An 18,095-nucleotide genomic window follows, 5' to 3' on the forward strand; every position below is an offset into this window, starting at 1 on the left:
GACCGTCCAGAGCGTGCCACGGACGGCCCCGGGGTTCACGGACGAATCACGGGTGGGAGGTCGTGTCGGAGAGATCGGAGACGTCGTCCAGCGCGCCGCGGATCTCGTGCGGCAGCGTGACCTCCTCGCTCGCCAGGATCGCGCCGAGCTGCGCCGCGGTCCGCGCGCCGACGATCGGCGCGGCGACGCCCTCCCGGTCGCGGACCCACGCGAGCGCCACGGCGAGCGGGGAGCAGCCGAGGCCCTCGGCGGCGGTCACCACCGACTCCACGATGCGGGCGCACTCCTCGTCCAGGTACGGCTGGACGAACTCGGCGAAGTGGGGCGCGGCGGCGCGCGACCCGGCGGGGATGCCGGTGCGGTACTTGCCGGTGAGGACGCCGCGGCCGAGCGGCGACCACGGCAGCAGGCCCGCCCCCGCGTCCAGCGCGGCGGGCACGACCTCCCGCTCGATGTCGCGGCTCAGCAGCGAGTACTCCAGCTGCGCGGACACGACCGGCGCGCGGCCCGGCCAGGCCCGCTGCCAGGCGGCGGCCTTGGCGACCTGCCAGCCCGCGTAGTTGGAGACCCCGACGTACCGGGCCCGTCCCGAGGAGACCGCCTCGTCCAGTGCCGAGAGGGTCTCCTCGAGCGGGGTGTGCGGGTCGTAGACGTGCAGCTGCCACAGGTCGACGAAGTCGAGGTCCATCCGGTCGAGCGAGGCGTCGAGGGCGCGCAGCAGGTGCCTGCGGGAGCCGTCGTAGCGTCCGTTCGGCCTGATCGCCGCCTTGGTCGCGACGACGAGGTCGTCGCGGTCGACCAGCTCGCGCAGCAGGTGGCCGAGGATGCGCTCGCTGTGGCCGTCGTTGTAGACGTCGGCGGTGTCGACCAGGGTGCCCCCGGCCTCCACGAAGGCGATGAGCTGCGCGGCCGCCTCGTCAGGGGAGGTGTCCTGGCCCCAGGTCATGGTGCCGAGTCCCAGCCGGGACACCAGCAGCCCGCTCCGCCCGAGGTGACGCTCCTTCATAGGCGGCCAATCTAGCGGTCCGGGCGAGTCGCGCGGAAAGTGAGCGGCCGCTCCGGCCGGACCCGCGCGCGGCGCAAAGATCCTGGTGAGGATCTATTGCGACCGGGCGCCGCCGGGCTAGAGTGCGCAGCCATGGCGCCACCCCCGTTCTCGATGTACTCGCCGAAGACGCCGGAGGGCGACGGCGGGCCGCAGACGGCGCCGGTGTTCGGCGCCGGTCCGGGCGACGACCCCGGCTACCTCGCCTCGCTGCGCGGCGGCACCGAGCTCGGCCGGATGCGCCTGATGATGCTGGCGCTGCTGGCCGCCCCCCTGCTGATCCTGGCGATCATGCCGCTGATCGTCGAGGACGGCCGCGGGGACGCGCCGCCGTGGATCTACCTGCCGCTCGCGGCCGTCGCGCTGGCGGCCCTGCTCGCCGGGCCCCGCGCGCCGCGCCCGATGGCGCCGGGCGCCGACCCGGGCGCGGCGGCGCGGACCGCGCTGATGATGTTCCGGCAGGCGGTCCTGCTGCGGTTCGCGCTGGCCGAGGGCGTGATCCTGCTGGGGCTCCCGCTGGCGATGGTCGCCCACAGCGAGCTGGTCTTCGTCGCCGGGTTCGTTCTCGGCTACCCGCTGCTCGTCTGGCTGGCGCTGCCCACGCGCTCCGGCATCGAGCGGATGCGCCGCCGCCTCGAGGCGCGCGACGCCGAGTCCCACCTGTGGGCGGTGCTCCTCGCCGCGCCGGCGTCCCCTCTCGACTCCGCCGGCACCGGCCCCTAGAGCCAGCCGCTCTTGCGCAGGCGGCGGAACAGCAGCACGCACACGACCGCCATCACCGCGATGACCAGCGGGTACCCGATGGTCCAGTGCAGCTCGGGCATGTGGTCGAAGTTCATGCCGTAGATCCCGGCGATCGCGGTGGGCACCGCGATGATCGCGGCCCACGCGGAGATCTTGCGCATGTCCTCGTTCTGCCGCTTGCCGAGCAGCGCGAGGTGCGCGGTCAGCACGCTGTTGAGCAGCTCGTTGTGGGAGTCGACCTGCCCGTCGACGCGCAGCAGGTGGTCCAGGACGTCGCGGAAGTACTCGCGGGTGGAGCCGCACTCGGCGACGCGGCCCTTCACGATCTCCTGCAGTACGGGGACGAGCGGGTCCTCGGCGCTGCGGAACTCCAGCACCTCCCGCTTGAGCGAGTAGATGTCGGCGGTGACGTCCCGGGCGTTCGGGTCGAACACGGCCCGCTCCAGCCCGATGATGTCGACCTCCACCTCGTGCGCGACGACGCCGTACCGGTCGACGACCTCGTCGCACACCGCGTACAGGACCGCGGTGGCGCCGTGCGCGAGCAGGTCCGGCGAGTCCTCCAGCCGCTTGCGGACCGGCCCGAGCGGGTTCCCGGCGCCGTGCCGGACGGTCACCACGAAGTCCCGGCCGAGGAAGACCATGATCTCGCCGACCTCGATGTCGGAGGTCTTGTCGATGTAGGCGAGCGTCTTCAGCACCACGAACAGCGTGTCGTCGTAGCGTTCCATCTTGGGCCGCTGGTGCGCCGAGACCGCGTCCTCGGCCGCCAGGGGATGCAGGTTCAGCTCGTCCTTGACCAGCTCGAACTCGTCCTCGTCGGGCTCGAAGAGGCCGATCCACAGGAAGCACTCGCCGTCCTCGCGGGCGAGGTCGAAGGCGTCGCTGATGTCGCCCTCGATGTCGCGGCGCTTCCCGCCGGCGTAGATGGCCTTGTCGACGATCACACCACGCATTGTCGCGCATCCGGGGCGTCGAAAGGTCCGGATGATCTCCTAGAGTGGCCGGTGTGACGACGCTTCTGCTGGTTCGGCATGGCCTGACCGCTATGACCGGCCCTGTGCTGGCCGGATGGACGCCCGGGGTGCGCCTGGACGAGCGGGGCCGCGCCCAGGTGGCGGCGCTCGGCGCCCGCATGGCCCCCCTGCCGCTCGCCGCCGTCGTGTCCAGCCCCCTCGAACGCTGCGTCGAGACCGCCGAGGCCGTCGCCGCGGGGCGCGGCGAGCCCGCCGAGAAGATCGAGACCGACGACCGGTTCGGCGAGGTCCGCTACGGCGACTGGACGGGCCGCCCCCTCAAGGAACTGGCGGAGGAGCCGCTCTGGCGCGTCGTGCAGGCCCATCCGAGCGCCGCCCGGTTCCCCGGCGAGGCGGGGGAGGCGCTGGCGGACGCGCAGCACCGCGCCGTCACCGCCGTCCGCGACTGGAACGGGCGCATCGCCGCAGCCCACGGCCCGGACGCCCTCTACGCGGTGTGCAGTCACGGCGACATCATCAAGTCGATCGTCGCCGACGCCCTCGGCCTGCACCTGGACCAGTTCCAGCGCATCCAGGCCGACCCGGCGTCGCTCACCGTGATCCGCTACACCGAGACGCGACCGTTCGTCGTCCGGCTCAACGACACCGGCGGCGACGTCGCCGGGTTGGTCCCGGAACCGCCGGAGGAACGTTCCGGGAAAGACGGACTCGGGTCGAGTGACGCGGCCGTGGGCGGCGGCGCGTAGGGTCATTGTCATGCCCGTCATCTCCTACGACCCGCCGGAGCGCTTCGTCGCCGGCGCCGTCGGGCGCCCCGGCGACCGCGCGTTCTACCTGCAGGCGCGCTCCGGACGCCGCGTCACCAGCGTGGGGCTGGAGAAGTTCCAGGTGACGCTGCTGGCCGAGCGGCTCGAGGAGCTGCTGGACGAGGTCCTGCGGCGCAGCGGCGGGGACGCCGCCGTGCCCACGGCCGCCCCGTCCGAGCTCAAGGACGACGGCCCCCTCGACCAGCCCGTCGAGGAGGAGTTCAAGGTCGGCACGATGGCGCTGGCCTGGGACCCCGACGGCGAGCAGGTGGTCATCGAGGCGCAGGAGGTCACCGAGTCCGACGAGGAGCCCGAGGTCGGCGAGGACGACCCCGCCGTCGCGGTGCTGCGGGTGCGGATCAGCGCGGCGCAGGCCCGGGCCTTCACCGAGCGCGCCCTGAAGGTGGTCGCGGCGGGGCGGCCGCCGTGCCCGCTGTGCGGCCTGCCGCTCGACAGCGAGGGGCACGTGTGCCCCCGCCAGAACGGATACCTCGGCTGAGATGACACCCCGCTGTGCTGGATCATGGACGACGTGGCCGGGAGAATGAACGCATGACGCAGTCCTCCCGGGGCCGGGCGCCCGCCGGCGACGCAGGCGGGCGGGACGAGGCCGGGCACGGGGTGTCCCCGCGCGACGCGGCCGCCGCCGAGCGGCTGCTGACCGCCGGGCGCATCGCCGTGGAGGGCCGGCTCGTCCAGGCGTCCAACGCCACCCTCTACTGCGCGATCGAGCACGACGGGGTCGCGGCCAACTGCGTCTACAAGCCGGTCGCGGGGGAGCGGCCCCTGTGGGACTTTCCCGACGGGACGCTCGCCGAGCGGGAGGTCGCCGCCTACGAGGTCTCCAAGGCGATGGGCTGGGACACCGTCCCGCCGACCGTCCACCGCGACGGCCCCTACGGGCCCGGCATGGTCCAGCTGTGGGTGGAGCCCGACGCCGACATCGACCTGGTCGGCCTGTCGCGCTCCGACGAGGAGGCCGTCCGCCGGATGGCGGTCTTCGACGCCGTGGTCAACAACGCCGACCGCAAGATCGGCCATCTGCTGCCGCCCGGCGACGGCCACGTGTACGGCTGCGACCACGGCGTCTGCTTCTCCGTCGAGTACAAGCTGCGCACCGTCCTGTGGCAGTGGCGCGGCAAGCCCCTCACCTCCGAGGCCGTCGAGGCGCTCGGCCGGGTCGACGCGGGCCTGCGCGGCGGCGCCCTAGGCGCGCGGCTCGCCGAGCTGCTCACCGCCGAGGAGGTCGACGCCACCCGGCGCCGCGTCGAGCTGATGCTCAAGCACCGCATCCACCCCTACCCGCCCGAGGACTGGCCCGCCATCCCCTGGCCGCCGCTCTAGGCGGTGTTGATTCAGTACCGGCCCACTTCGCTCGCCTAGCGGCTCGCTACGTGACCTGGCCTGGGCGAACGCGGCATCGCTTCGCGATCTGCCCGGTTCCGCTCGCCTCCGGCTTCGCTCCACCGGGCAGGTCACGCGTTCGCGTGCGTGGCCGAGGCCACTTCGAGGCAAGCCCTAGCTCCCGGTGGTGCTCCCTGCGGGGGGATTCCAGAGTTGGAGGACTCCGTCCGAGGAGCGCCACATGAGCGTCCAGCCTTGGGCGGGGTCGGGGCGCCAGCCGCCGCCGATCTGCGACTCCATGCCGCGCCAGCGCGTGTAGAGCATCGGCCCTTCCGTCGCGTTGCGCGGGACCGGCAGGTAGTGCGGGAAGTCGCGGATCTCGCCGCGCCAGACCGGGCGGCCCCACACGTCGCGCGTGTAGAAGGTGAGGGTCTGCGCGAGCCGCCGGTCGGCGCAGATCAGCGTGATGTCGCGGTGGCCGCCGAGGTAGCCGCGCAGCTCGTTCCACGCTCTGTCGCGCGGCAGCTCCGGGACGGCGCGGGCGGCCGCCACCGCGTACGTCGCGCCGAGCGCGACCAGCAGGACGGGCGCCACGACCGTCCGCAGCCGCAGCCGTGACACCAGGCCGGACGGCAGCATCCGGAACATCAGGATCAGCGACCCGGACCCGCCCGCGAGCAGCGCGGGCAGCACCGCGAACCAGTACCGCTGGAGCCAGGCGCGCAGCGAGATGTCGTTCGGGTCGAGGACGCCGGAGAACAGCGTCAGCGGCACGGCCAGAGTGAAGAACCACACCAGGACCAGTGCGAGGCGCCGGTCGCGGGTGAGGGCCCAGCCGACGATCGTGAGGGCCAGCGCGGCGGTGAAGACGAGGCCGAGCGGGTTCCACTCGTGCATCGCGCGCAGGAACGACCGCGCGGCGAGCGAGCGGGTGACGTAGTCGCGGGACTGGCCGCCGTGCCCCGCCGCCGACATGAGCCCGGCGAGCGGGCTGCCCCACACCAGCTGGTTGTGGAGGAAGTTGAGCAGCAGGATCGCCAGCATCGGCGCGCCGACCGTGACGTTGCGGCGCCACGGGATCCGCAGCAGCGCCAGGTAGGCGGGGATGGCGAGGAAGAGGAAGGCCAGGAACTCCCGGACGAGGAACGACGTGCCGAGGAGCACCCCGGCGGCCAGCAGCATCCGCGTCTGCGCCCGGCCGGTCCTGCGGCTCGCGACGACGAGCCCCGCCATCCCGAGGGTGAACAGCCCGGCGCCCGGCATGTCCGGCAGCATCACCCCGGTCGACCAGGTGATCTCGTGGCCGAACGGGTTGGTCATGGTGAAGAACGGGTGGACCAGCAGGACCGCCGCGGACGCCAGGCCCGCCACGTCCCCGAACAGGGACCGGACGACCAGGTACGTACCGACGAAGAAGGCGGCGCCGCCGAGGGCGGCGACGGTGAAGTAGGCGGCCTGGCCGTCGCCGAGGACCTCCTGGGCGAGCCGCGCCGGGAGGACCAGCCCGATGCGGGTGACCTGGTGCGGGACCTCGTCGAACGGCCACTGCGTGAGGGGGACGTGCGGCCAGTCGCGGGCGGCGAGCCACACGTAGTACGGGTCGAAGTACAGCGGCGGCGTCATGATCACCCATTGGGCGAGCACCGCGGACGCCGCGACCAGCAGTGACAGCCACACCACCCGCCGGGTCCGCCGCACCCGGCCCAGCAGGCGGGAGGGGAGGGAGGGCGCGTCCGGTTCCGCCTCGCCGGCGTCCCGGGCGACCGCCTGATCGGACGTGGTCTGGGCCATGCCTTGGGTTCCCGCCTCCGCTGGTCCTGCTGTGACGCCGAGCCAGGTTACTCGCGTGCCGCGGCCTCCGTGACGCGACTACCCTTGATTCCATGTCCTCGTCAAGCCGTCATATCTTGACCGCGCCCGCATGGCCGTACGCCAACGGGCCCCGTCATATCGGGCACGTCTCCGGTTTCGCGCTGCCCGCCGACATGTTCAGCCGCTACCAGCGGATGGCGGGCAACAAGGTCCTGATGGTCAGCGGCACCGACGAGCACGGCACCCCGATCCAGGTGCAGGCCGACAAGGAGGGCGTGACGGCCCGCGAGCTGGCCGACCGCTACAGCTCCGTGATCGCCGAGGACCTGTACGGCCTCGGGATGTCCTACGACCTGTTCACGCGGACCACGACGCTGAACCACTACGCGGTCGTGCAGGAGGTCTTCAAGGGCCTGTACGACAACGGCTACATCTTCCCGACCAGGACGATGGGCGCGATCTCGCCGTCCACCGGCCGGACGCTCCCGGACCGCTACATCGAGGGCACCTGCCCCATCTGCGGGTACGACGGGGCGCGCGGCGACCAGTGCGACAACTGCGGCAACCAGCTCGACCCGATCGACCTGATCAACCCGGTGTCGCGGATCAACGGCGAGACGCCGAAGTTCACCGAGACCGAGCACTTCATGCTCGACCTGCCCGCGTTCACCGAGGTCCTCGGGCGCTACCTGCGCGGTAAGCAGGGCCAGTGGCGGCCGAACGTGCTGAAGTTCGCGCTGAACCTGCTCGACGACATGCAGCCGCGCGCGATCAGCCGCGACCTCGACTGGGGCGTGCCCATCCCGCTGGACGGCTGGCGCGACAACCCGGCCAAGAAGCTGTACGTCTGGTTCGACGCCGTCGTCGGCTACTTCTCCGCGTCGGTGGAGTGGGCGCGGCGCACCGGCGACCCCGAGGCGTGGCGCGCCTGGTGGCAGGACCCTGAGGCCCTGTCCTACTACTTCATGGGCAAGGACAACATCGTCTTCCACGCCGAGATCTGGCCGGCGATGCTGCTCGGCTACGGCGGCCAGGGCGACAAGGGCGGCACGCCCGGCTCGCTGGGCGCGCTGAACGTCCCGACGGAGGTCGTGTCGTCGGAGTTCCTGACGATGGAGGGCCGCAAGTTCTCCTCGTCCCGCCAGGTGGTCATCTACGTGAAGGACTTCCTGGAGCGCTACGACGTGGACGCGCTGCGCTACTACGTCGCCGTCGCCGGCCCCGAGAACCAGGACACCGACTTCACGTGGTCGGAGTTCGTCCGCCGCAACAACGACGAGCTGGTGGCGGCGTGGGGCAACCTCGTGAACCGCTCGGTGAACATGGCGGCGAAGAACTTCGGCGCGATCCCCGAGGCGGGCGACCTCACCGACGCCGACCGGGCGCTGCTGCAGCGCAGCCGCGCCGCGTTCGGGGCCGTGGGGGCCGAGCTCGGCCGGTCGCGGTTCAAGAACTCGATCACCGAGGCGCTGGACGTCGTCCGCGACGCCAACAAGTACCTGTCGGACCAGGCGCCCTGGAAGCTGAAGGACGACCCCGAGCGGGTGAAGTCGATCCTGCACACCGCGCTGCAGGTCGTCGACGACGCCAAGACGCTGCTGACGCCGTTCCTGCCGAACTCCTCGCAGAAGGTCTACGAGATGCTCGGCGGGCAGGGCGTGTGGAGCGGCATGCCCGAGCTGGAGACGGTGTCGGAGGAGGGCGGCCCCGACTACCGCGTCCTCACCGGCGACTACGCGACCGAGGCGCGCTGGGAGTCCATGCCGATCAAGGCGGGCGTCCCGCTGGCCAAGCCGGTGCCGCTGTTCAAGAAGCTGGAGGCGTCGGTGGTGGACGAGGAGCTCGCCCGGCTGGAGAAGGCGTGACCGAGGAGGGGGACGGTCAGGCCCCGCGTTCCTATCCGCCGCTGCCCGAGCGGCTGCCCGACGACGTCTTCGACAGCCACTGCCATCTCGACATCGTCGAGACGCCGGTGGACGAGCAGCTGAGGTCGGCGAAGGCGGCGGGCGTCGCGCGGATCGTCACGATCGGCTGCGACCTTCCGTCCTCCCGGTTCGCGGTGGAGGTCGCGGGCGAGTTCGACGACGTGTACGCGGCGGTCGCGATCCACCCGAACGAGACGACGGGCATCAGCGACGCCGTCCTGGCCGACGTCGCCCGGCTGGCCGCGCACCCGAAGGTCCGCGCGATCGGCGAGACGGGCCTGGACTACTACCGCGACTGGGCGCCGAAGGAGGACCAGCACCGCTCCTTCCGCGCCCACGTCGACATCGCCAAGCGCACCGGCACGGCCCTGGTCATCCACGACCGGGAGGCCCACGACGACGTGCTGGCGATCCTGGAGGAGGAGGGCCCGCCCGACACGGTGGTCTTCCACTGCTACTCCGGCGACGCGGCCATGGCGCGGGTCTGTGCCGACCGCGGCTACCTGATGAGCTTCGCCGGGAACGTCACGTTCAAGAACGCCGAGCCCCTGCGGGAGGCGCTGCGCGCGGCGCCGATGGACCTGCTGCTCGTGGAGACCGACGCGCCGTTCCTGACGCCGATCCCGCACCGCGGCAAGCCGAACGCCTCGTACCTGATACCGCACACCGTCCGCGCGATGGCGGAGGTCAAGGGCGTGGACCTGGCGGAGCTGTGCACCGCGATCGCCGCGAACGGGGAGCGCGCCTTCGGCCCCTGGTGAGTCGCGCGCACCCGGGCGGCGGGACGGGGCTCGGGTGCACGCATATCGGGCAAATAGGGCGAGTGACGGCGTTGCGGTGGCGGCGGCGGGCGGGGACCTCTAATCTCTGGCCGTTGGACGGGCGCCCCCCGAGCCCGGCTCCCTGGAGGAACTCCCCGTGCCTTCCCCATCCGCGCCGTGCACGCGCGCGCCTCGCGTGCTCGCGCCCCTCGCCGTCCTGCTGGCCTCCGCGCTGCTCGCCTCGGCGTGCGGCGGGGACGGCGGATCGGCGGCCCCGAAGAACGGCGTCGTCGCGGACGCGCCGCGCACCAGCGCCCCCGCGCCGCGCAAGGTCGTCATCGTGGTCGACGCGAAGAAGACCGAGACCATGACGACCGGCGCGACCGTCGGCCAGGTGCTGGAGCAGGCGAAGATCGCGCTCGGCCCGCACGACCTGGTGGAGCCGGCCGCCGACAAGCCCGCCGGGGACGTCATCAAGATCATGCGGCTGCTGTCGGAGCCGGTGACCAAGGTCGTGAAGACGACCGCCCCGACGGTCCGCAAGAAGAGCTCGTCCGTCCCGCCGTGGAGCGAGAAGGAGCTGCGCAAGGGCCGCCCCGGCATCACGCTCGTGAAGGTGGCCTACGTCCGGCGCAAGGGCCGCAAGGTCACGAAGGTCCTCGCGAGGAAGGTGAAGCGCAAGCCCGTCGCGCAGATCATCGCGGTGGGGCCGAAGTCGGCGAACAGCGGCTCGGTGACGCGGCTGAACTGGCGCGGCCTCGCCAACTGCGAGTCCCACAACAACCCGAAGGCCGTGAACCCGGCCGGGTACTACGGGCTCTACCAGTTCTCCCTGTCGTCGTGGGCGTCGGTCGGCGGCTCGGGCAAGCCGTCGGACGCCAGTTCCGCCGAGCAGACCTACCGGGCGCAGATGCTCTACAACCGGGTGAACGGCCGCTGGCAGGGCCAGTGGCCCAACTGCGGGAAGTTCCTGTTCTCCTGACCGGCGCCGGCGGGGACCTGGGGGACGGGCCCGCGCGATGACAGGGGAGACTTGTCGTATGGGGGACACCAGGGGCCTGCTCGGCCCGGCGGACGTGCGCGAGCTCGCCGGGCGGCTCGGCATCAGGCCGACGAAGACGCTCGGGCAGAACTTCGTCATCGACGCCAACACCGTCCGGCGGATCGTCCGGGCCGCGGAGCTCGACCCCGATGACGTCGTGATCGAGGTGGGCCCGGGGCTTGGGTCGCTCACGCTGGCGCTGTTGCCGCGGGCGCGGCGGGTCGTCGCCGTGGAGATCGACGAAGCGCTGGCCGCCGAGCTGCCGGCCACGGCCGCCGCCCGGGAACCGGACCTCGCGGAGCGGCTGGAGGTCGTGCGCGCCGACGCGATGCGGATCACGGAGGTGCCGGGGCCGGCGCCGACGGCGCTCGTGGCGAACCTGCCCTACAACGTGGCCGTCCCCGTCGTGCTGCACCTGCTGGCCACGCTGCCGTCGCTGCGGTCCGCGCTGGTGATGGTGCAGGCCGAGGTCGCCGACCGGATGGTCGCCGCGCCCGGCTCCAAGATCTACGGGGTGCCGTCGGTGAAGCTCGCCTGGTACGGGCACGCCCGCCGGGCCGGGGCCGTCGGGCGCGCCGTGTTCTGGCCCGCGCCGAACGTCGACTCCGGGCTCGTGGCGTTCACCCGCCGCGACCCGCCGCCGACCGGGGCGTCCCGGCAGGAGGTGTTCGCCGTGGTCGACGCCGCGTTCGCGCAGCGCCGCAAGACGCTGCGCGCGGCCCTCGCGGGCTGGGCGGGGTCGGCGGCCGCCGCCGAGGAGGCGCTGCGCGCCGCGGGCGTCGACCCGCGGACCCGGGGCGAAGCGCTGAACGTGGCCGCCTTTGCCCGGATTGCCGAGTATGGTCCTTCTCGCCGGGGCGATCACCCTCGAACCGTCGAGGCGAGGGCTCCCCGCGGGGGATGAGACAGCATCAGTACTAGCCGGAGGTCGATGTGAAGGCGCGTGCGCGGGCGGCGCGGACCCGGGTGCCGATCGTGGGGACGGCGCTGCTCGCGATCGCGGGCCTGATCGCCACGGTCGCGGCGGGCTGCGGGGGCGGCGCCGGTGCGGCACCCAAGATCACGACGACCGCGCGGGCGGGCGTGGCGCCGGTCCCGCCGGCCCAGGGGGCCTACTTCGGGGCCTGGGTGCCGGAGGGCACCGGCCTGCACTCCGCGTCCGCCTCGCCGTCCCCCTCCGGCTCGCCGTCGGACTCGGGCTCGCCGTCGCAGTCGCCTTCCGGGTCGGAGTCGCCGACGCCGTCCGGCAAGGACGCCGGCAAGCCGGGCATGGCGCCCGTCGCCGGCTTCGAGCAGCGGCTCGGCCGCCGGCTCGACATCGTGCAGAGCTACCGCGGCTGGAAGAGCGACTTCCCCGGCGGGCTGGAGAAGTCCGTCGCCGACGGGAACCGCTACCTGCTGCTGACCTGGGACGGCGGCGACACCCGAGAGATCGTCCAGGGCGAGCACGACGACCTGATCGCCAAGCGCGCCCGCGCCGTCAAGGCCCTCGGCAAGCCCGTGTTCCTGCGCTGGTCGCGTGACATGGACAAGGCGACCGGCCAGAAGAGCGTCCACACGGCGGCCGACTTCGTCGCCGCGTGGAAGCACCTGCGGGAGATCTTCAAGCGGGAGAACGTCGACAACGTCGCGTGGGTGTGGTGCCCCACCGCCCGCGGCTTCAGCGGCGCGAACGCCGGCTCGTACTACCCGGGCGACGACCAGGTCGACTGGATCTGCGCCGACGCCCAGCCCGGCGCCGACTACGACTACCGCGACCTGTCGGAGGCGGTGAAACTGTTCATGGAGTGGGCCCGGGGGCGCCACAAGCCCATCATGATCGCCGAGTTCGGGGTGCCGAGGTCCTACGGCCCGCGCCGCGCCGAGTGGCTCCGCGAGGCCGCCAAGACCCTCCAGGACCCGCAGGTCAAGGCCGTGGTGTACTTCAACTCCGACGAGCAGGCGAAGAACGCCCGCGACAAGCGCCGCTCCTACTCGGTGACCGGCGACAAGCACGCGACCTCGGCGCTGCGCGAACTCGCCACGACCCCGTACTTCAACCCCCGCAACCTCCCCGTCACCAGTGGCGGCTGAGGGTCCCGTAGGGTTTCGCGAGTGAACGCAGTGACGGTGCGGGTCCCCGCCAAGGTGAACCTCCAGTTGGGCGTCGGCCCGATCCGCGACGACGGCTACCACGACCTCGTCAACGTGTTCCACGCCGTGTCCCTGTTCGACGAGGTGACGGCCGAGCCCGCCGAGCGGCTGGCGGTGGAGGTCCGGGCGGCTCCGCACGCGCGCGTCGCGGTCGGCGGCGTCCCCACCGGCGAGGACAACCTCGCCGCCAGGGCGGCCCGGCTCGTCGCCGCGCGCCTCGGCGTCGAGACGGCCGTGCGGCTCTCGATCCGCAAGGCGATCCCGGTCGCGGGCGGCATGGCGGGCGGCAGCGCCGACGCCGCCGCCGCGCTCGTCGCCTGCGCCCGGCTCTGGGACGACCGGGAGGAGCCCGCGCTCACCCGCGACGACCTGATGGAGCTCGGCGGCGACCTCGGCAGCGACGTCCCGTTCGCCGTCCTCGGCGGCACGGCCGTCGGCGTCGGGCGCGGCGAGCGGCTCACCCCCGCCTTGACCCGCGGCACCTTCCACTGGGTGTTCGCCACCGCCGACGGCGGCCTGTCCACGCCCGCCGTCTACGGCGAGTGCGACCGGCTGCGCCTGGCGGCGGGGGAGACGGCCGCGTGGCCGACCGTGTCCGAGGCGCTGATGACCGCGCTCGCCACCGGGGACGCCAAGGCCCTCGGCGCCGCGCTGTCCAACGACCTGGAGCCCGCCGCGCTGTCGCTGCGCCCGTCGCTGCGCCGCACGCTCGACACCGGCCGCGAGCTCGGCGCGATCGGGGCGCTCGTCTCCGGCTCCGGCCCGACCTGCGCGTTCCTCGCCGAGACCGAGGAGGACGCCGCCGGGCTCGCGGACGAGCTGGACTCCGCCGGCGTCGCGGAGCAGATCGTCCGGGCCCACGGACCCGTCCCCGGCGCCACACTCCTCTGACGGGACGGTGGGACGGCCCTGTCCCGGTAGCTGCCATCGTCACACAAGCGAACCCCGGGGTCGCGGAGCGCGTCTTCTATCCGTGACACCGGTTCCTCCGGGACTGACCCGACCGGCGAGGTGGAACGATGACGTATCTGTCCGGGATGCTGGGCCTCGTGGCGATCGTCGTGCTGGCGACGCTCGTCCTGCTGGCGGTGCGCCGCGACCGGGACCTCCGCCGCAACGCCCCTGACAAGGTGGTGGCCGCCGGGGCGGGCTCCGCCGGGCCGGGCCCCGCGGTCCCGGGCCCCGCCGTGCCGGGGCCCGTGGCGCCCGGCTCCGTGGTGCCGGGGGAGGCGGCCGGGCAGTAGGCTCGCCGCGCGGCCGGGACTCCGGGCCGCCTGATCGGTCGGTTCGCCTCCCACGATTGACGGAACCTAGCGGAATGGCTCGTCTTGGCATGCTGTCCCCCTTGATCCTCCTGCTCCTGCTCATGGCCGTCGGCGTCGTGGTGGTGCTCGTGGTGGTGCTCGCCGCGAGATCATCGAGGTCCGGCGGGAGCACGGCGTACCGGCCGCCCGGCGCCTCGTACCCGCCGCAGCAGCCCGGCCAGTACGGGCAGCCAGGTCAGCCCGGCCAGTACGGCCAGCCTGGTCAATACAGCCAACAGGGCCAGTACGGGCCGCCCGGCCAGCCGGGCCAGCCGGGCCAGCCGGGCCAGCCGGGCCAACCTGGTCAGTACGGCCAACCTGGTCAGTACGGGCAGCAGGGCCAGTACGGGCCGCCCGGCCAACCCGGCCAGTACGGGGAGCCGGGTCAGTACGGGCAACCGGATCAGCCGGATCGTCCGGAGCAGCCCGGACCCTCGGGCATGGCGCCCCCGAACTGATCGTCCGGGCCGGCGACCGTGCGAGCGGTGCGCGCGGGGCCCTACGCTTGAAGGCGCCGTGAATCTGATCAATCTTGAGAACGTCGCCAAGGCCTACGGGCCCGAACCGCTGCTCGACGCCGTGTCCCTCGGCCTGGACGAGGGCGACCGCGTCGGCGTCGTCGGCCGCAACGGCGGCGGCAAGAGCACCCTCGTGTCCGTCCTCGCCCAGGAGACCGAGCCCGATGCCGGGCGCGTCACGCACGCGCGCGGGATCCGGCTCGGCTACCTGACCCAGCGGGACGAGTTCCCGGAGAGCGCGACCGTCCGGTCCGTGGTGGTGGGCGACCGCGCCGAGCACGAGTGGGCGGGCGACGTCCGCGTCCGCGAGATCCTCGGCGGCCTGCTCGCCGACCTGGACCTGGACGCGCCGCTGGCCGGCATGTCCGGCGGGGAGCGCCGCCGTGTCGCGCTGGCCCGGCTCCTGGTCCCCGAGTCCGACCTGCTCCTGCTGGACGAGCCCACCAACCACCTCGACATCGAGGCGATCGACTGGCTGGCCCGGCACCTCAGGGGCCGCAAGGTCGCGCTGCTCGTCGTCACCCACGACCGCTGGTTCCTGGACGAGGTGACCGACCGCACGTGGGAGGTCGTCGACGGCCGCGTCGAACGCTACGAGGGCGGCTACTCCGCCTACGTCCTCGCCAAGGCCGAGCGCTCCCGCATCGCCGCCGCCACCGAGGCCAAGCGGCAGAACCTGCTCCGCAAGGAACTGGCGTGGCTGCGCCGCGGCCCGCAGGCCCGCACGTCCAAGCCGAAGTTCCGGGTGGACGCCGCGCAGGCCCTCATCGCCGACGAGCCGCCCGCGCGCGACTCGGTGGAGCTGACCCGGTTCGCCACCGCGCGGCTCGGCAAGACCGTCTACGACATCGAGGACGTCAGCGTCCGCCTCGGCGACCGCGACCTGTTCCAGCGCATGACGTGGCGGCTCGGCCCGGGCGACCGGGTCGGTCTCGTCGGCGTCAACGGCAGCGGCAAGAGCACCCTGCTGCGGCTCCTCGACGGCACCGTCCAGGCAGGCTCCGGCACCGTGGTGCAGGGCAAGACCGTCCAGCTCGCGCATCTGTCGCAGAACCTGGAGGACCTCGACCCGTCCCGGCGCGTCCTGGAGTCGGTCGAAGAGATCCGCCGCCGCATCACCGTCGGCAAGCGCGAATGGACCGCGAGCCAGCTCCTCGAACGGCTCGGCTTCCCGGGCGACCGGCAGTGGACGCCCGTCGGTGACCTGTCCGGCGGTGAACGCCGCCGCCTGCAGCTGCTCCGCCTCCTGATGGGCGAACCGAACGTCCTCCTCCTGGACGAGCCCACGAACGACCTCGACATCGAGACCCTCACCGAGGTCGAGGACCTTCTGGACGGCTGGCCCGGAACCCTCGTCGTCGTCAGCCACGACCGGTACTTCCTGGAGCGCATCACCGACCACGTCGTAGCGCTGCTCGGCGACGGCCGCGTGTCGCTGCTGCCCGGGGGCGTCGACGAGTACCTCGAACGCCGCGCCGCCGGAGCCGCGCCCAAGCCCGGCGCCGCCCGGAACGAGCCCGCCCCCGCGCCTCCCAAGCCCAAGGCGGGCGGCCAGGACTGGAAGGCCCGCAAGGAGCTCGACCGCCTCGAACGCCGCCTGGAGAAGCTCGCCGGGCAGCAGGCCGCCCTCCACGAGCAGCTCGCCGCGCACGCCACCGACTACGCCAAGCTCCAGGAGCTGGACGCCCGGCTCAAGGAGATCCAGGCGGAGGCCGCCGGCGTCGAGGAGGAGTGGCTCATGCTCGCCGAGGATCTCGGCTAGCAGGACGTTCCTGGCGGTTTCCCGGCGCACCGGGCATCATCCCGGGATGACGACCTGGATCCTCAGGACGGACGAGCCGGGCGACGGCCCGCGCCTCGCCGTCAAGGACGCGATCGACGTCGCCGGGCTGCCCACCACCGCGGGCTGCCGGGCCGTCGCCGAGCGCGCCGAGCCCGCCGCCGCGGACGCGCCCGTCGTCGCGTCCGCCCGCGCGCAGGGCGCCCGCATCGTCGGCAAGGCCAACCTGAACGAGCTGTGCATGGCCGCGGACGGCGTCAACCCGTGGACGGGCACGCCGGTGAACCCGCTCGACCCGTCGCGGGTGCCGGGCGGGTCGTCCAGCGGCTCCGCCGTGGCCGTCGCCACCGGCGAGGCCGACGTCGCCTTCGGGACCGACACCTCCGGGTCGATCCGCATCCCCGCCGCCTGCTGCGGCATCGCGGGCCTGAAGACCACGAACGGCCGCGTCTCCCTGGACGGCGTGTACCCGCTGTCGCCGACGCTGGACGTCGTCGGGCCGATGGGCCGCGACGTCGCCGCCGTCGTGCTCGGGATGCGCCTGCTCGAACCCGGTTTCACGCCCGCCCCCGACGACCCGTCGGCGTTCGGGGCCCCGGGGACGATCGCGCGCCTGCGCGTGGACGGCGTGGACCCAGCGATCGACGCCGCCGTCGACGACGCCCTGCGCCGCCTCGGCCCCTTCACCGATGTCAGGTCCGAGCACTACGCCGACGCCGCCACCGCCAACGGCCTGATCATCAGCGACGAGGCCGCGCGCCGGAACGGGCGCCTCCTCGCCGCCCCGGACCTGCTGAGCGGGCGCATCGCGCGCCGCATCCAGCACATGATCGACGTGTCCGGCGCCGGGTTGCTCGACCGGGCGCTCGCCATGCGCAAGGCGATCAGGGCCGAACTCGACGCGATCCTCGCACGGCACACCGCGATCGCCCTGCCGGTCCTGACGTGCCTGCCTCCGGAACCCGACGGGGCGGACGAGTCGGACCTCGTCCTCACCGCGCTGGTGGGCCAGGCCAACGTCGCCGGGCTCCCCGCGTTCGCCCTTCCCGTCCCGGTGCCCGGCTCGCACCTGCCCACGTCCGTCCAGCTCATCGGCCGCGCCGGCGCCGAGGAACACCTCTGCGCCCTGGCCGCCACCCTGGAATCCGCCCTGACCCCCTAACCCCCAAACGCTCTTGGAGTGGACCTGAGCCGGGGACCTGAGCCAGGGCACGGGTCGGGCGGCCGGAAGGCGCTCTAAGCGCCTGGAGGCCGCACGACCCGTCGAGCCGGGCGACCGCAGCGCCACGACGAAACCCGCACGGGCACGAAAACCCTCACCGTGGCGTGAGGATCGCCCGGCTCGTGACGGGGGTTCCAGGGGGGCGCCCCCCTGGGGGACTACTGGTCGAAGGGGATGAGCAGGGTGCGCAGAAGGTCGGCCAAGGCTTCGCGCTGGTCGGGGGAGAGGGCTTCCAGGATCGCCTGCTCGCGGCCGAGGAGGTCGGTGAAGGCGGCGTCGACGCGGGTCAGGCCCGCGTCGGTGAGGCAGACCTGCACGCCGCGCTTGTCCTGCGGGTCGGGGTGCCGCTCGACCAGGCCCGCCGCCGCGAGCCGGTCGATGCGGTTCGTCATCGTGCCGGAGGTCACCAGGGTCGCGTGCAGGAGGCGGCCGGGGCTCAGCCGGTAGGGGGCGCCCGCCCGGCGCAGCGCGGTGAGCACGTCGAACTCCCACGGCTCCAGGCCGTGGTCGGCGAACACGGCGCGCCGGGCGCGGTCGAGGTGGCGGGCCAGGCGGGAGACGCGGCTGAGGACCTGCAGCGGCCGGACGTCCAGGTCTGGACGTTCGGTGTTCCACGCCTCGACCAGCCTGTCGACCTCATCGCGCATGCCGACACCCTACCTGTCTTGATATCGAGAAACAC

18 protein-coding genes are annotated in these 18,095 nt (G+C 73.1%); 14 read left to right on the top strand and 4 right to left on the bottom strand.

All coding sequences use genetic code 11. The annotated features are described in order from the left end of the window. Positions 1-46: 46 nt before the first annotated feature. The gene (locus tag AB0C84_RS32430; RefSeq protein WP_179841750.1) at positions 47-1,006 is read right to left on the bottom strand and encodes an aldo/keto reductase; all 960 of its coding nucleotides are present in this window, start codon (positions 1,004-1,006) and stop codon (positions 47-49) included. Positions 1,007-1,138: 132 nt separating this feature from the next. Between AB0C84_RS32430 and AB0C84_RS32435 the strand changes: the two genes are divergently transcribed. After that, on the top strand, positions 1,139-1,768 hold the full coding sequence (locus AB0C84_RS32435; RefSeq protein ID WP_361073948.1) for a hypothetical protein: 630 nt from the start codon (positions 1,139-1,141) through the stop codon (positions 1,766-1,768). Here AB0C84_RS32435 and corA read toward each other — a convergent pair. Continuing rightward, positions 1,765-2,745 (bottom strand): magnesium/cobalt transporter CorA, encoded by a 981-nt coding sequence (gene corA, locus AB0C84_RS32440; RefSeq protein WP_258939904.1) that lies wholly within the window; start codon positions 2,743-2,745, stop codon positions 1,765-1,767. The two genes, AB0C84_RS32435 and corA, sit on opposite strands and share 4 nt — an antisense overlap. A 53-nt stretch (positions 2,746-2,798) precedes the next feature. Between corA and AB0C84_RS32445 the strand changes: the two genes are divergently transcribed. The 3 genes from AB0C84_RS32445 to AB0C84_RS32455 are packed head-to-tail and all read left to right on the top strand — an operon-like array spanning position 2,799 to position 4,916. Further along, positions 2,799-3,512: a histidine phosphatase family protein gene (locus AB0C84_RS32445; RefSeq protein WP_361073950.1), complete on the top strand. Its 714-nt coding sequence runs from the start codon at positions 2,799-2,801 to the stop codon at positions 3,510-3,512. Positions 3,513-3,522: 10 nt separating this feature from the next. After that, positions 3,523-4,071 carry a DUF3090 domain-containing protein gene (locus AB0C84_RS32450; protein WP_361073952.1) on the top strand — a complete coding sequence of 183 codons (549 nt, stop codon included), beginning with the start codon at positions 3,523-3,525 and terminating at the stop codon, positions 4,069-4,071. A gap of 53 nt (positions 4,072-4,124) precedes the next feature. Beyond that, on the top strand, positions 4,125-4,916 hold the full coding sequence (locus AB0C84_RS32455; RefSeq protein ID WP_361073954.1) for an SCO1664 family protein: 792 nt from the start codon (positions 4,125-4,127) through the stop codon (positions 4,914-4,916). Between the two features lie 174 nt (positions 4,917-5,090). Here AB0C84_RS32455 and AB0C84_RS32460 read toward each other — a convergent pair whose 3' ends face one another. Next, positions 5,091-6,707, bottom strand: coding sequence for a glycosyltransferase family 39 protein (locus tag AB0C84_RS32460; protein ID WP_361073956.1), 1,617 nt, complete (start codon positions 6,705-6,707; stop codon positions 5,091-5,093). Between the two features lie 92 nt (positions 6,708-6,799). On the opposite strand from AB0C84_RS32460, the gene metG reads away from it, so the two are divergent. From metG to AB0C84_RS32510, 10 genes are all read left to right on the top strand, one after another. Then, positions 6,800-8,593 (top strand): methionine--tRNA ligase, encoded by a 1,794-nt coding sequence (gene metG / locus AB0C84_RS32465; RefSeq protein ID WP_361073957.1) that lies wholly within the window; start codon positions 6,800-6,802, stop codon positions 8,591-8,593. Next, positions 8,590-9,414 (top strand): TatD family hydrolase, encoded by an 825-nt coding sequence (locus AB0C84_RS32470; RefSeq protein WP_361073959.1) that lies wholly within the window; start codon positions 8,590-8,592, stop codon positions 9,412-9,414. The genes metG and AB0C84_RS32470 overlap by 4 nt, the downstream gene beginning before the upstream one ends. 157 nt (positions 9,415-9,571) lie before the next feature. Next, positions 9,572-10,396, top strand: coding sequence for a transglycosylase family protein (locus tag AB0C84_RS32475; protein WP_361073961.1), 825 nt, complete (start codon positions 9,572-9,574; stop codon positions 10,394-10,396). A gap of 58 nt (positions 10,397-10,454) precedes the next feature. Next, complete coding sequence (rsmA, locus tag AB0C84_RS32480; RefSeq protein WP_361073963.1) at positions 10,455-11,360, top strand: 16S rRNA (adenine(1518)-N(6)/adenine(1519)-N(6))-dimethyltransferase RsmA; 906 nt, start codon at positions 10,455-10,457, stop codon at positions 11,358-11,360. 29 nt (positions 11,361-11,389) lie between these two features. Continuing rightward, a complete protein-coding gene (locus tag AB0C84_RS32485; RefSeq protein WP_361073965.1) occupies positions 11,390-12,529 on the top strand; it encodes a glycosyl hydrolase in 1,140 nt (379 codons plus the stop codon). A gap of 21 nt (positions 12,530-12,550) precedes the next feature. Continuing rightward, a complete protein-coding gene (locus tag AB0C84_RS32490; protein WP_361073967.1) occupies positions 12,551-13,480 on the top strand; it encodes a 4-(cytidine 5'-diphospho)-2-C-methyl-D-erythritol kinase in 930 nt (309 codons plus the stop codon). A 128-nt stretch (positions 13,481-13,608) separates the two neighbouring features. Continuing rightward, positions 13,609-13,833, top strand: a complete 225-nt coding sequence (locus AB0C84_RS32495; RefSeq protein WP_361073969.1) for a hypothetical protein — start codon at positions 13,609-13,611, stop codon at positions 13,831-13,833. Between the two features lie 101 nt (positions 13,834-13,934). Further along, entirely contained in the window at positions 13,935-14,351 is a 417-nt protein-coding gene (locus AB0C84_RS32500) for a hypothetical protein (protein WP_361073971.1), read from the top strand. Between the two features lie 58 nt (positions 14,352-14,409). After that, positions 14,410-16,173: an ABC-F family ATP-binding cassette domain-containing protein gene (locus tag AB0C84_RS32505; RefSeq protein WP_361073973.1), complete on the top strand. Its 1,764-nt coding sequence runs from the start codon at positions 14,410-14,412 to the stop codon at positions 16,171-16,173. A gap of 46 nt (positions 16,174-16,219) precedes the next feature. Beyond that, positions 16,220-17,353 (top strand): amidase, encoded by a 1,134-nt coding sequence (locus AB0C84_RS32510; protein ID WP_361073975.1) that lies wholly within the window; start codon positions 16,220-16,222, stop codon positions 17,351-17,353. A 218-nt stretch (positions 17,354-17,571) separates the two neighbouring features. Here the strand turns inward: AB0C84_RS32510 and AB0C84_RS32515 are convergent, their stop codons facing one another. Beyond that, complete coding sequence (locus AB0C84_RS32515) at positions 17,572-18,060, bottom strand: MarR family winged helix-turn-helix transcriptional regulator (protein ID WP_361073977.1); 489 nt, start codon at positions 18,058-18,060, stop codon at positions 17,572-17,574. Positions 18,061-18,095: the final 35 nt, after the last annotated feature.

This window comes from Actinomadura sp. NPDC048955, assembly GCF_040649435.1.
GTDB lineage: Bacteria > Actinomycetota > Actinomycetes > Streptosporangiales > Streptosporangiaceae > Spirillospora > Spirillospora luteofluorescens.

What these genes read in the sequence shown, in the direction of transcription:
- AB0C84_RS32430 (WP_179841750.1), bottom strand. Translation starts at nt 1,006, where the DNA reads ATGAAGGAGCGTCACCTCGGGCGGAGCGGGCTGCTGGTGTCCCGGCTG.
- AB0C84_RS32435 (WP_361073948.1), top strand. Translation starts at nt 1,139, where the DNA reads ATGGCGCCACCCCCGTTCTCGATGTACTCGCCGAAGACGCCGGAGGGC.
- corA (WP_258939904.1), bottom strand. Translation starts at nt 2,745, where the DNA reads ATGCGTGGTGTGATCGTCGACAAGGCCATCTACGCCGGCGGGAAGCGC.
- AB0C84_RS32450 (WP_361073952.1), top strand. Translation starts at nt 3,523, where the DNA reads ATGCCCGTCATCTCCTACGACCCGCCGGAGCGCTTCGTCGCCGGCGCC.
- AB0C84_RS32455 (WP_361073954.1), top strand. Translation starts at nt 4,125, where the DNA reads ATGACGCAGTCCTCCCGGGGCCGGGCGCCCGCCGGCGACGCAGGCGGG.
- AB0C84_RS32460 (WP_361073956.1), bottom strand. Translation starts at nt 6,707, where the DNA reads ATGGCCCAGACCACGTCCGATCAGGCGGTCGCCCGGGACGCCGGCGAG.
- metG (WP_361073957.1), top strand. Translation starts at nt 6,800, where the DNA reads ATGTCCTCGTCAAGCCGTCATATCTTGACCGCGCCCGCATGGCCGTAC.
- rsmA (WP_361073963.1), top strand. Translation starts at nt 10,455, where the DNA reads ATGGGGGACACCAGGGGCCTGCTCGGCCCGGCGGACGTGCGCGAGCTC.
- AB0C84_RS32495 (WP_361073969.1), top strand. Translation starts at nt 13,609, where the DNA reads ATGACGTATCTGTCCGGGATGCTGGGCCTCGTGGCGATCGTCGTGCTG.
- AB0C84_RS32510 (WP_361073975.1), top strand. Translation starts at nt 16,220, where the DNA reads ATGACGACCTGGATCCTCAGGACGGACGAGCCGGGCGACGGCCCGCGC.
- AB0C84_RS32515 (WP_361073977.1), bottom strand. Translation starts at nt 18,060, where the DNA reads ATGCGCGATGAGGTCGACAGGCTGGTCGAGGCGTGGAACACCGAACGT.